Source organism: Arthrobacter sp. BF1, from assembly GCF_056680215.1.
In genome coordinates this window covers 3992492-4005168 of sequence record NZ_CM155271.1, presented here as the reverse complement: position 1 = coordinate 4005168, position 12677 = coordinate 3992492, and the positions used below count along the sequence as shown (strand labels likewise).

Here is a 12677-nt window from a genome sequence, read left to right as displayed (position 1 = left end):
CCGGGCCCGGCAGGCCGGCTCCGGTAGAGTTGCGGCCATGACGGCGGCCTCCATACACGGTGAAATGGCGGAGGACTTACCGCTTGTGGGCCGGTCGGGGGTCTTCGAGGAGCTGTTGGGGATCTTCCGGACCGTCCGCAAGGGCAAAGTGGGTGCCGTGGTGATCTCCGGCCCCTCCGGGTCCGGGAAGACCGCGGTTCTGGAGTTCTTCCTTGAGCACTGCCGCACCGGCGCCCGTGGTGTCCGGGTGCTGTCCGCCATGGGCGATGAGTGGGAGGCGCAGTTTCCCCTCGCCGGCTACTCCCAGCTCATGCTCACGTTGCCGCTGCGTTCGGCAAAGGATTACGACGGCGGCCCGGCCCTGCCGGCGGGTCCCGTCGCGGCTCTCACCCCCGACCAGGTGGTTAATTACGCTTCCACCCTCAGTACCCACCTCGAAGGACTGCAGTCCCACGGCAGCGTGGTTGTCGCCGTGGATGACGTCCACAAACTCGACGTCGAGAGCCTGCGCATCCTCACCTTCGTCATGCGGCGGCTGCATGGAAAACGGATTCTGTTCGTGCTCACCCTCAACCCCGACGACGCGTTGCGCGTCCCTACCGGTGCGTTGGACTTCCTGACAGGCCACCAAGTGGTCACAATCCCGCTGGAACCGCTCACCCCGCAGCAGGTGCAGGATCTCGCCAGGCGGATGCTCGGCGTCGATTTGAGTGCGACGGCGGCCTACGGCCTGGTCCGGCACACCCGAGGGCTTGCGCAACCGATCGTGGAGCTGCTCCATGAGCTGCCCGCGGAAACCTGGCAGACCTGGTTTCCCTCCCTCCCTCCGACGTCCCGTGTGCGCGCCCGGGTGCGTAGTGTCCTGGCTGTGGCGTCCCCGGGCCTGATCGCCGTCGCGGAGGCCGCGTCAGTGCTCGGGAGCGCCGCAAACATGGCCGAGGTTGCGGCGGTCAGCGGGGCGGGGTCCGTCATGGCGGCACTCGATGAGGGACACCGTGCCGGGCTGCTGGGGTTGACCGTTGACCAGGCCCGTTCCGCCGTCGTGTTCTTGGAACCAGGGACCGCGGAGGCCGTCTACGAACAGATCGTTCCCAGCCGGCGCATTGCGCTTCATCGGCTGGCTGCTGAGGCGGTGCAGCCCGAGGGCGAACGGCTGGGCCACCGTGTCTCCGCCACCCCCGGTGCGGATGAGGCCCTCGCTGAGGAGCTGGAGGACTTCGCCCGTCGCCAGGCCCGGGTGGGAGCGTGGCAGGACGCCTCAACAGCTTTGTTCTCCGCTTCCCGGCTTTCCCTGGACATCCGTTCCCGGAACGACAGGCTCCTGAGGGCCGTGGATGCCCTGGTGGGTTCGGGCAACATTGCCCAGGCCCAGATGTGGACTGCGGCCGTGGACGCCCTGCCGCCGTCGCCGCTCCGCTCCTCCGTCCTGGGCTACCTCTCCACCGCGTCGGGACAGAACGACAGCGCGCAGACGCAGTTGGAGATGGCCTGGCGCACCTCCAACCCGCAGCGTGATCCGGCCGCCGCCGCGCAGGTTGCGCAGCGCTTCGTCCTGCACGGGGTAGCGTCCTGGGACGGCCCGATGATTACCACCTGGGCCGAGCGGGCCATGGAACTTACGCCGCCGGAAACGCCGGCCCACATCGAATCAGAGGCAATCTACGGCTTGGGCCTGTATGCGCAGGGCCGGGTTTCGGAGGCGGAGGCCTCCTATCACCGGGCCTTCGAACATGCTGCCGAGAACGCCCAGAAACAGCGGGTCCAGATGGGCGCAGGCTGGCTGGCGCTGCGCCTGGACAACGTTGAGACGGCCCTGGTGAACTTCGAGTCCGCGGCACCCACTGAATACCGCGGCGGCTCGATGCGCATTTCGCTCTGGGCGGAGGCCTGGCTGGCGCGCACCCACCTGGTGCTCGGGAATTGGGATGCGGCAGCCGCCACCGTGGCCCGCGCATCCGTGCGTCTCGAGACCTCGCGAATGCCGCTGATCCGCCCGCTGCTCTACTGGACTGCGGCGGAACTCTGGTCCATGCGGGGAGACTGGGAACGGGCCCGGTACTACGTTTCCCAAGCCGCGGTGCAGCCCGGAACATACCGCGCCATGCAGGTGCCGGCGAGCCTCGCGCGTGCCCGCTTCCACGAGGCGAGGGCGGACTATGAAGGCGCTTTGGCTGTCCTGCAGCCGCTGACGGAGCTGGACCCGTGGACCGAGCACCGCGTGTCCTTCTGGCCTTGGCAGGACACCTACGTCAACGCCCTTGTCATGACCGACCAGCTCGACGCCGCGGATTCGTTCCTCACAGCGTTCGAGCGTGTGCCGCGCGAACGGCAAATACCCTCGGATATGGCGCGGATGGCGTGGGCGAGGGGCCGGCTCGTGGCCGCGCAGGGAGACCCGGACACTGCCAGGGAACATTTTGAGGCGTCCCTGGGCCACCTCAGGGGGCTGAACCGGCCGTATCTGCGCGCACGGATTAGTTTTGCCTTCGGCCAGAGCATGCGCCGGGCAGGCAAGCGGCGCCTGGCGTCAACCGTCCTGCGCGCAGCCCGCGACTTATACGACACCCTGGGGGCGGCCACCTACGTGGAACGGTGCGACCGGGAGCTCAAGGCAACGGGGCTCGACGTCGGGAACGTGCCGGACCCTGCCGATCCGGTGCTCACCGCTGTCAGCAACCACCATCTCCAGCTCACAGCGCAGGAACGGGCGGTGGCCGAGCTGGTGGCGGGCGGTGCCACCAACAAGGAGGCGGCCCGGGCGCTGTTCCTTGCGGAGAAGACCGTGCAGTACCACCTGACCCGGCTTTACCGGAAGATGGGAATCCGCTCCCGCAGCGAGCTCGCGGCCGTGTTCCGGGCCAAGGACTGAGTGACCCGGAACACATGCGTCCGCTGCCTGCTTGCGCCCTTTGCCTACTTGACGTCTGAGGGGTGCTTCGCGAGCGGCACCACCGAAATGTCCATGTAGGGGAACAGCGGCAGGTTCTGCAGGATCTCATGGAGTTCGTCGTTCGAATCGACGTCGAAAATCGAGTAGTTGGCGTATTCGCCCACCACGCGCCAGATTTCCGGCCACTTGCCGGAGCGCTGCAGCTCCTGCGAGTAGGCCTTCTCCGTGGCTTTGATCTCCGCGGCCTCATCGGCCGGCAGGTCGGCGGGGATGTTGACGTCCATGTGGACCAGGTACTTCATAAAAATCCTTTCGGTAATGGGGTTGCTATCGGAAAGGCGGTGCTAGCGGTCGGTGCGGTAAAGGGCGAGCTTGTCTTCGTCAACAGACGTACCCACGCCGGGGCCCTCAGGAACGCGGATGCGTCCGCCGGTGATGGCCAACGGCTCAGCCAGCAGGTCGTCTGACATGTCCAGGTAGTTGGAAAGTTCCGCCGCGCGTTTGGCCGTATGGGCGAAGGCGGCACCGAAGGTCACGGAGGCGGCCGTACCGACCTGGGTGTCGATCTGGTTGCCGATGTAAACGTCGATTCCCATGCCCTCGGCCATCCCGACGATTTTGGCCGCCTCGGTGAAGCCGGACCGCGCCGTCTTCACCGCCAGGAGGTTGGCGCCGCCGGTGAGGATTTCCCGTGCGGCCTCACCGAGGTTGGCAGCGGATTCGTCTGCGGCGATGGGGATGGGGGAGTTCGTCACGAGGCGGCGTCGGCCCAGGACTTCGCGGGCGTCGTCGGGCTCTTCCAAAAACTGCAGGCCCAGATCCGCCGTGCGGCGAAGTACTTCGGCCGCCTCGTTGGCTGACCAGCCGCGGTTGGCGTCCATGTAGAGCTCCGCATCCTCGCCCAGGCCCTCCCGCAGTACCCGGGCGGCCTCGACGTCGAGGTGGAGGGGGCGGCGGCCGGTCTTGAGCTTGAACGTGTTGATGCCGTACGTCGCGCGGAACTCCAGAGCCAATGCCAGCAATTCCTGGGCGGGCTTAAAGCCGAGCATGTGGGAGACACGCAGGGAGTCCGTGTACCCGCCCAGCAGTTTTGTCACCGGCTGACCGAGAGTCTTGCCGATGACGTCCCAGAGGGCGATGTCCACGGCCCCCTTGGCGGTCTGGTTGTGGACCGTCCGGTACAGGATTGACTGGACCTTTTCGCGGTCAAAAATGTCGACGCCGATCAGCTGCGGAGCAAAAATGTCCTCCACCACTGCAACGATCGACTTCTGCGTCTCGCCGTAGGTGTAGGGACGCGGCGGGGTGTCAGCGGTGCCCACCACGCCGTCGTCCGTGCGAAGCCTGATGAGCACGTGGTCTGCCTCGTGCACGGAACCGGACGCGAAGTGAAGGGGATGAAGGTAAGGGATCGAGTAGGGAATCGCCTCAATGGCCGCGATCTTCATGCGTGGGTAAGCCTTTCATCAGAGGGAAACGGCGCAGGGCCGGGGGCCGGAGCAGGCGCCGAGGCTCCCGCAGTTGCGGTCACCACGACCTCCAGGAAGTTGTGGAGCAGCGCAGATTGATGCCCCCGCAGCCAGGCGACGGCGAGCTCCACGTCGGGGACGTTTTCTATCTCCCGGTAGGCCACGCCTTCAAGCTGGAAGGCCTGCACGCTGGACGGCATGACCGCCACCCCGCCGCCTGCGGCCACGAATGCCAGCATCGTCGAGGTCTCCCCAACCACCTGGGTGATGCGTGGCTGGAAACCCGCCTGGCGGCAGAGGTCTGCGGTGGTGCGGTAGAGCACGGACTCGGGTCCGTAGGCGATAAAGTCCTGGTCCTGCAGTTCGTGCATTGCCACGGGCCGGTCCACGGCCAGGGCGCTGAACGAGGGAAGCGCGACGACGAGCGGCTCCTGGGTGACGGTCCGGTAGTCGATGTCCTGCGAGGCGACCGGCGGGCGCAGCAACGCTGCGTCCAGAGTGCCGTCCCTCAGCCCCGCTTCCATGGATGGCGTGAGCATTTCGCCGTGCAGCGCGAGGGACAGGCCTGGCAGGACCTGTTTCGCAAGGCGGGCGATCTGGGGCATGACGCCGTAAGTTGCAGACCCTGAGAAGCCCACGCGCAGGACGCCGGTGGCGCCCCTGCCCACCTGATAGACATCGGCCTGAAGGGTGGCGACATCGTTGACGATCTGCCGTCCACGGTCCAGCAGGAGTTGACCCGCCGCCGTGAGGTCAACCCTGCGGGTGGTCCGGTTGAGCAACCGCACGCCGAGCTGATCTTCCAGCTGGCGGATCTGCTGCGAGAGAGGTGGCTGCGCCATATGCAGGCGCTTGGCGGCTCGGCCGAAATGCCTCTCCTCGGCAACCGCGATGAAATAGTTCAGCTGGCGGATGTCCAAGGTGGTCCCGTCCTTCCGCTAACCGGCCCCGATGCTGCCCTGGGCTCGTGATTGATTCAAAGAATAACCATAATAAGCCCTACTAGGATAATTCGCAGGCGTAATGTGCCCAGGGCGGCCGGGAGCGCTACCTGAGTTGCTCAGCCGGGACGCTGTCCTCCGCCCGGCCCTCGGCGAGCTCCTCGACTTTGTGTTCGGCCTCCTCCAGCTTGCGCTGGCGGGGCACCAGGACGGTGACGAGGGCGCCGACCAGGGCCACGGCCCCGTAGATGTAGAAAGCCGTGGATCCGCCGATGCCTGCGGCTGCCAGCCAGCCGCCGATGATCGGGCCGAGCACCCCGCCCAGCCGCCCCACGCTTGCGCACCATGCGACGCCCGCGGCCCGGGCGTTGGTGGTGAAGTAGTTGGACTGGAACCCGTAGATAAGTACTTGGGTTCCCAGTGTTCCCACGCCTGCGAGGGCGATAAAGGCAAACAGCAACGGCAGCGGAAAGCTGAAGGTCATCAACGCCAGGGAAATCGTGGCCAGCGCGAAGGTGGCCGCGATGACCCGCTGGGGGCCGCTCTTGTCCGCCAGTCTGGATGCGAGCAGGCCGCCTGCCACTGCGCCGAGGTTCAGTGCCAGCGGGAAGAACAGGGAGTATGTCCGCCCGTAGCCGTAGCCCTCCATGATTTTGGGCAGCCAGGTGTTGAGGCCGTACGTCAGCAGAAGACCGCAGAAGGACATCAGGCCCAGCAGAATGGCTGCCACGGCGAACTGGCGGGAAAAGACGGCTGCAAAGCCTGATTTCTGCGGCGCGGCGCCGGCCTGCAGGATGACCTGTTCTTCGATGAGCGGTACGCCGGTACGCTCTGCGGCGGCGAGGGCCTCCTCTTCACGGCCCCGGGACAGCAGCCACCGCGGTGATTCGGGGAGCTTGCGCCAGGCAATAGGCAGGAGAATGACCAGCGGCAGGGAGCCGATGATGAAAAGCCCGCGCCAGCCGATGCTGTCGAGGAAAAGGATGCCCAGGATGGAGGCCAGGACGCCGCCTGCCGGGATACCCGAATAAACAATTGCGTTGTAGAACTGCCGCCGTCCCGCGGGTGCGAATTCAGCCATGGTGGCGCCGGCGCTGGCGATAACGATGCCCAGGCCAAGTCCGGTCGCAAACCGCAGGGCACCGAACGCAGGGACGCTGGTGGCAAAGGCGGTGGCGAACATGCCGACCGAGAACCAGGCTATGCCCAGGAGCATCAGCCGGCGGCGGCCGAAGAAGTCACCCACAGCGCCGCAAACCAGTGAGCCTACAAGCACCCCGATCAGGGCCCAGGATCCGAGGAGGCCGGCGGTGACTGCATCAAATGCTCCGATCTGGCCCGGGTCTGCGAGCAGCCCTGGCAGGACGGTGCCATAAATGACGAGATCGTAGCCATCAAACAGGAGGGCTGTGCAGATGATGAAGGCGACCCAGTTGGCAGTGCGCGCCTCCTTTTGTGGATTTTCGGCGATAACGGCATGCGGTTGAGACATGGGCCCAAGTCCTCTCTGACTTAAGTGGAGGCTTGCGGCGCCGGGAGAATCCGAGGGGCCGTCCTCCGAGTGCTTTTAGCCTGACAGAGGTGTGATGCACAACATATGAGGGGAATGCCCGGCTTTCCGCCCGGGGGGTATTCATATGCTGGTGATCTCAAACTGCCGATTTTGGGAGGTCAGCCCTCGGCAGTGCTGCCCGTCTCAGTCGAGACGATCTGGATATGGACGGCGGGGCCGAGAACGGTGGAATGAAAACTGGCCCGTGGGTAGGCTGGCCAAATGATCAACCCTGCACGCCTTCACTCCGACCTGTCCCGCCTCGGCAGGGAAACGGACATGTTCCTGGCCACCGTTGAGTCCCTTGCCGACGACGAGATGATCGTCCCCTCGCTTTGCGAGGGATGGAGCCGGGCCGACGTTATTGCGCACGTCGCCTCCAGCGGCCGTGCCCTGGTAAATCTCATCGACTGGGCAACCTCCGGCGAGGAACGTCCCCTGTACGCTTCACGCGAGGCCCGCTCGCAGGAGATCGCTGCCTTGGCGGCCCTGCCGCGGAAGGAACTCATTGAGGCAGTGCGGGAGTCCGCCCGGAACTTTGCTGAGCAGGCGCAGCGGCTCTCAGGGGAACTCGCGGCCACGGAAGTGCAGGTAAATGGCAAGGCGGTCCCCGCCACATCCATCGTGGCGCTCCGGATTGCCGAGGTGGTGGTTCATCACCATGACCTCGACACGGCCTGGACCATTGAGGAGGCCGATCCGGATTCGCTGCTGAACGCCCTCGAGGCCGTGGTGCGGTCCCTGCGCGCCAAGGATGCTCCAGGTATGACGCTGGTGACCGAAGAGCGTGACGAGTGGGTGATCGGCGACGGCGGATTGCGCGTTGTGTCCGACCGCGAAGGCCTGCTCCAGTGGCTGGCACGTGGGGACGCCGAACATATTGAGGTTGACGGCCCGGTGCCGGCACTACCGACCTGGTGAGGCCGGTGCCGGCAGATCCTTGGTGAAGGTGAGGGCCCCGATGAGTTCGGGGTCCTGGTCCAGATCGAACTGTGCCTCGTATCCCGTGGTGAGGTACAGGTGTTTGGCTTCGGGCTGGCGCGGACCGGTGGTGAGATAAACGTGCCGGTAGCCCCGCCGGGCGGCCAGTGACTCCAGCTCTGCCAGCACCAGGCGCGCTAGCCCGCGGCGGCGGTGTGCCGAGTGGGTCCAGATCCGTTTGAACTCAGCCGTGTCCGCGTCGTACCGGCGGAAGGCGCCTCCGGCCACGGACTCGCCGTTCTCCTGGATCACCAGCAGCGCACCGCCCTGCCCCTCGAACTCCGACGCCGGGTAGCGGTTGAGTTCCTCGGCGGCGGCACCGCGGCCAAAAAGGTCGCCGTAGCGGGAGTCGTACTCCACGGCCAGTTCGTCCAGGAGGGGACGGACCCGCGGATCGTGCATGGGAAGGAGCAGGACCGCCAGCGCCGCGGGGCCAGGTGCCGCGGGGTTAGGTGCCGCGGGATCAGGCAGCGCCGGCTTCAGCGTCTTGGGACTGACGGTGTTGCTGGTTGTCACGTTCATCATTCAGGCCTTTACGACGACGGCGGGTCCGGCAGGTGCGTCCTGCCCGGTTGTGGGGGTGGACGCTGCGGGGGTGCACGCAGAGCGGGCGGCAACCAGTTCCGCTGCCACGCCCAGGACAGTCCTGGCCAGGGCGTCGTTCTCGCGGAACGGTGCGGCGTTGGTGCGGGGCCTGGCGAAGGCCCCGGCACCCCAGCCGGACGTCCCCGGGCCCACGCCGAAGAGCCGGCCGCGTGCCCGGCCGTCCCCGTCCACGAGCTGGTGACTGTCCGAGACGAGCAGCTTACCGGTCGAATGGATGCCGTCCGCCGTGAGCAGTTGCTGTTCGCTTCCCAGTCCCGAGGTGTGGAGCGATGCCAGCAGCGGATTGAGCGAGCGGGCCACGGACGTTGCCGGCAGCCGCGCTTCAATGAACGCGTTGGCCCGGACGCTGAAGCCGCCCTGCGGGGAGCCTGCCACAAACTCGCCGGTGGACTCGTCCGCGGTGATGTCCACGCCCGGGCCCAGGAAGTGCAGCAGCCCTGCCCGGTGCAGGGCCAGCATCTCGCGCAGCCGGCGCGGAGGCGGCCCGGAGTCCACGAAGCTGAAGAATCCGTGCCACCAGCCGTGGATGGTCTGCTGGGACCGGGCATTGAGGCGCTCGGCCGGGACCAGCCGGCCAAGATCCATGTACACCTTCAGGAGTGCAATAAAGAGGGCCATCGTCTCGGGGTGGTCCGGACTGTCGCGAAGTTCCAGATCCCGTTCGATGTAGCGGGCCACTGCCGTCTGGATATCAGCCACGCTCCCGAACGGCTCGCGGGCAAACGGCCTGTCGAGGGCTTCGAGGTCCAGGCGCAGGGCAGGGTCGGTGACCGCCGACGCCACCAGCTCCTCCCGGGCCGCGCTGTACCAGTCCAGCCCGGCGAAGCTGGCAGAAAATTCCGCCCAGCCGGTGCTGACCCGGTCCGGGCTGCCGGTGAACAGCTCCCGGTAATAGCCATACCCGGCTTCCTTGGCGATGAGCGGCCACAAGTGCGCCCGGAAATCCAGCTCGGTGTGGTGTTCCAGCAGCGCCCCCACGGCCTCGGCAGTAAAGAAACGCAGCTCGCCGGGGGCCTCGCCGCGCAGTGCAGCGGAAATCTTGGAGTGGTAAGGCACGCCGCGCCGCGATCCCGCCCACAGCCGCGGCTCCCTGCCGGACGCCCGGTACCTCAGGCCGCCGTCGGGGGTTTCCTCGAACCTGCCGCCGCGCCCCTCCATCAGCAGCACCAGCAGGTCCACAAACGCGAGGCCCATACCGGCCACAATCACGTCCTGGCCGGGGGCAAGGGCCGAATAGTCGACGTCGGTGGTGTAGCTGGGTGCCGCGTGGAATCCGCCGTGGCGGGCGGCGAAACCGGACCAGGCCGCGGACGCGGCGTCCGGACGCGAGTCCGTGTGGCCGAGCGCGGTGATGATGACGTCGGCGGGCAGCGTCCCGCCGTTGGCCAGCCGCACGAGGTGCTTGCCGGCGTCGTACCCCTGGTTGCTGGAGACCGCGGCAGCGGGGACGTGGGCAGGCTCCACCGCGACGGCGGTGGTGCGGTGGACCGTGACGCTGCCCCCAAGTTTGGCAACGGCGCGGCGGAAGAACCACTCAAGGTACTGGCTCTGCAGCTGCCGCGTGGGGAACGTCGCCCCGGTCAGGGACTGCAGCTGCCCGCGGAGGGCCAGAGGAAAATCCGGGACGTCCGTGATGGACCCGTCCAGCACACCCGCGGCCCACTCGGCGAGCCCCGGGCCGTCGACGGCGGGGCCGCTGCAGGCCACGGAGGTGTCGGTGAACATGGTGACGTCCGTGGCTGCGGAGTTGAGCATGAGGCCGGGGTGCTGGTCGTAACGCCAGATCCGGCCGGAGCCCGGCTCGTAGGGTTCCACCACATGGATATCCAGCGCGCCCGGGAAAAGTGCGGCCCGGTTGGCGGCAAGGCGCTCCAGCACCCCCGCGGTCCGCGGACCGCCGCCGATGAACACAACGGAAGGTACGTGCGCTGGCATGGGGGCTCCTGATCGGGGATGGCTTGGCGTGGGTTGCTGACTCGGGCAGCAGGCTGACGGGACGGCGGCTGAGTGCCCATGCTAGGCAGCACGCACGAGGCCGGTCGAGGGCATGGTCACGCCCGTTAACTCCGCGTCACAGCACGTCAAACAGCGCAAAAAACCGACTCATGACGCTGCGCTAAGCCGCGTGAAGCAATGCAACCTGGCGCCTTGCTGCCCCTTTCCCGGCGGCCCTAGATTGGCAGCCAGAACGCGAGGTTTAACCCCGCATCACGGTCCCGGCACATCAGTGCCGGGTTGCCCCGGCACAACAGATGAAACGAGGTGGCGCATGAGTTCAGCAGTAACCAACGAGACTCGACTGGCAGGGTCCGGATCCGGATCAGCAGGGTCAGGACCGGCAGGGTCAGTGCAGGCGGAAGCAGAGTCAGCACAGGCACAGCCGGCTCCCGGACCGGCGTCCACCGCGGCAGGAACATCCGGCCCGTCCGGCACCAACCCGGGCGCCCGCGGCCCGGCCACCGACTACTCCGGCTACCCCGTGGTGGGTTCGAAGCATCCGTGGCGCTGGGTGGGAACGGCGGCGGTAGCGCTCGGCGTTGTGGCCATCGCCTGGTCACTGGCCACCAACCCGCGTTGGGAATGGGGTGTGGTGGCGCAGTGGTTCACCGCCCAGTCAGTGGTCAACGGTCTCCTGGAGACGCTGAAGCTCACGGCCATTTCCGGGATCCTCGGGTTCGTCCTGGGTTTCATCCTGGCGCTGATGCGGCTGTCAGCCTCGCCGCTGCTTGTGTCCGTCTCGTGGACCTTCTCCTGGATCTTCCGCTCCACGCCGCTCCTGGTCCAGATGCTGCTCTGGTACAACCTGGGCTACCTGTACGAGAAGATCAGCCTTGGTATCCCTTTCACCGACGTCCGCTTCTTCGAGGTGCAGACCACCACGCTGATCAGCCAGTTTGCGGCAGCAGTGCTGGGGCTGACCCTGAACCAGGCCGCGTACTCGGCGGAGATCATCCGCGGCGGCATCCTGTCCGTGGATCAGGGGCAGCTCGAGGCGGCAGCCGCACTGGGCATCCCGGCGTGGCGCAGGTCCACCCGGATTGTCCTGCCGCAGGCCATGCGGGCCATCCTGCCCACGGCCTTCAATGAGATCATCGGCCTGGTCAAGGGCACGTCCATTGTGTACGTGCTGGCCTACTCGGAGCTGTTCTACACCGTGCAGGTCATCTACAACCGCACGCAGCAGGTACTGCCGCTGCTCCTGGTGGCCACGCTCTGGTACGTGGTGATCACGTCCGTGCTCAGCGTGTTCCAGTACTACATCGAACGGCACTACTCCAAGGGCGCCGTGCGGACGTTGCCGCTGACGCCCCTGCAGAAGGCCCGCAAATTCTTCGCCACCCACGCGGTGGCCCCAAGCCGAGCAAGGAGCCCGCGATGAGCACCGCCACCGCCGCCCAGACCTCCACCGAAACTGCCACCCACTCTGGCGTCCGCACTGAAGCCGCAGCACCCACCCGCGGCCTCGTGGAGATCACCCAGGTCCGCAAGTCGTTCGGCGCCACCGAAGTCCTGAACGGCATCACCCTGACTGTTGAACCGGGCGGAGTGGCCGTGATCGTGGGCCCGTCCGGCTCGGGCAAGTCCACCCTGCTGCGCACCATCAACCACCTGGAAAAAGTCGACGGCGGCCACATCGCCATCGACGGCACACTGGTGGGATACGAGGTCCGCGGACGGCGGCTGCACGAGCTCCGCGAGAAAGACATCCTGAAGCAGCGCACCGAAATCGGCATGGTGTTCCAGAACTTCAACCTCTTCCCGCACCTCACCGCCCTGGAAAACGTGACCGAGGCGCCGGTGGTTGCGCAGGGCCGCTCCAAGGAGGAGGCCCGGAAGCGCGGCCTTGAACTCCTGGACCGGGTGGGCCTGAAGGACCGTGCGGGCGCCTACCCCCGCCAGCTGTCCGGCGGCCAGCAGCAGCGCGTGGCCATAGCCCGCGCGCTTGCCCTGAACCCCAAGATCCTGCTGTTCGACGAGCCCACTTCCGCCCTTGACCCCGAGCTGGTCAACGAGGTGCTGGACGTCATCCGCGAACTCGCGAAGTCCGGCACCACGCTGATCATCGTCACGCACGAGATGGGCTTCGCCCGCGACGTCGCGGACACGGTGGTGTTCATGGACGAGGGCCAGATCGTGGAGCAGGGCAGCCCGGAACAGATTTTCGCCAACCCGCAGGAATCCCGCACCCGGAGCTTCTTCTCCAAAGTGCTTGAACCGGCTTTCAACCTCTAAAGGAT

At 66.7% G+C, this 12677-nt stretch carries 10 protein-coding genes; 4 read left to right on the top strand and 6 right to left on the bottom strand.

The window, feature by feature from the left end; genetic code table 11:
- The first annotated feature begins 37 nt into the window (after nucleotides 1–37).
- A complete protein-coding gene (locus AC1MCD_RS18815; protein ID WP_498674190.1) occupies nucleotides 38–2869 on the top strand; it encodes an ATP-binding protein in 2832 nt (943 codons plus the stop codon).
- Between the two features lie 44 nt (nucleotides 2870–2913).
- On the opposite strand, the gene catC is transcribed toward AC1MCD_RS18815, so the two are convergent.
- The 4 genes from catC to AC1MCD_RS18795 form a co-directional block, all read right to left on the bottom strand.
- Nucleotides 2914–3192 carry a muconolactone Delta-isomerase gene (gene catC, locus AC1MCD_RS18810; protein WP_498674188.1) on the bottom strand — a complete coding sequence of 93 codons (279 nt, stop codon included), beginning with the start codon at nucleotides 3190–3192 and terminating at the stop codon, nucleotides 2914–2916.
- A gap of 42 nt (nucleotides 3193–3234) precedes the next feature.
- Nucleotides 3235–4338, bottom strand: coding sequence for a mandelate racemase/muconate lactonizing enzyme family protein (locus tag AC1MCD_RS18805; RefSeq protein ID WP_498674186.1), 1104 nt, complete (start codon nucleotides 4336–4338; stop codon nucleotides 3235–3237).
- Nucleotides 4335–5279: a LysR substrate-binding domain-containing protein gene (locus tag AC1MCD_RS18800; RefSeq protein WP_498674184.1), complete on the bottom strand. Its 945-nt coding sequence runs from the start codon at nucleotides 5277–5279 to the stop codon at nucleotides 4335–4337. The genes AC1MCD_RS18805 and AC1MCD_RS18800 overlap by 4 nt, the downstream gene beginning before the upstream one ends.
- Nucleotides 5280–5406: 127 nt before the next feature.
- Nucleotides 5407–6792 (bottom strand): MFS transporter, encoded by a 1386-nt coding sequence (locus tag AC1MCD_RS18795; protein WP_498674181.1) that lies wholly within the window; start codon nucleotides 6790–6792, stop codon nucleotides 5407–5409.
- A 282-nt stretch (nucleotides 6793–7074) separates the two neighbouring features.
- Between AC1MCD_RS18795 and AC1MCD_RS18790 the strand changes: the two genes are divergently transcribed.
- Nucleotides 7075–7773: a maleylpyruvate isomerase family mycothiol-dependent enzyme gene (locus AC1MCD_RS18790; protein ID WP_498674178.1), complete on the top strand. Its 699-nt coding sequence runs from the start codon at nucleotides 7075–7077 to the stop codon at nucleotides 7771–7773.
- Here AC1MCD_RS18790 and AC1MCD_RS18785 read toward each other — a convergent pair.
- A complete protein-coding gene (locus AC1MCD_RS18785; protein WP_498678426.1) occupies nucleotides 7759–8235 on the bottom strand; it encodes a GNAT family N-acetyltransferase in 477 nt (158 codons plus the stop codon). The two genes, AC1MCD_RS18790 and AC1MCD_RS18785, sit on opposite strands and share 15 nt — an antisense overlap.
- Before the next feature lie 123 nt (nucleotides 8236–8358).
- Nucleotides 8359–10374, bottom strand: coding sequence for an FAD/NAD(P)-binding protein (locus tag AC1MCD_RS18780; protein ID WP_498674176.1), 2016 nt, complete (start codon nucleotides 10372–10374; stop codon nucleotides 8359–8361).
- A gap of 334 nt (nucleotides 10375–10708) precedes the next feature.
- Between AC1MCD_RS18780 and AC1MCD_RS18775 the strand changes: the two genes are divergently transcribed.
- Together AC1MCD_RS18775 and AC1MCD_RS18770 are read left to right on the top strand one after the other, a co-directional pair.
- Complete coding sequence (locus tag AC1MCD_RS18775; protein WP_498674174.1) at nucleotides 10709–11818, top strand: amino acid ABC transporter permease; 1110 nt, start codon at nucleotides 10709–10711, stop codon at nucleotides 11816–11818.
- Entirely contained in the window at nucleotides 11815–12672 is an 858-nt protein-coding gene (locus tag AC1MCD_RS18770) for an amino acid ABC transporter ATP-binding protein (protein WP_498674173.1), read from the top strand. The genes AC1MCD_RS18775 and AC1MCD_RS18770 overlap by 4 nt, the downstream gene beginning before the upstream one ends.
- Nucleotides 12673–12677 lie beyond the last annotated feature (5 nt).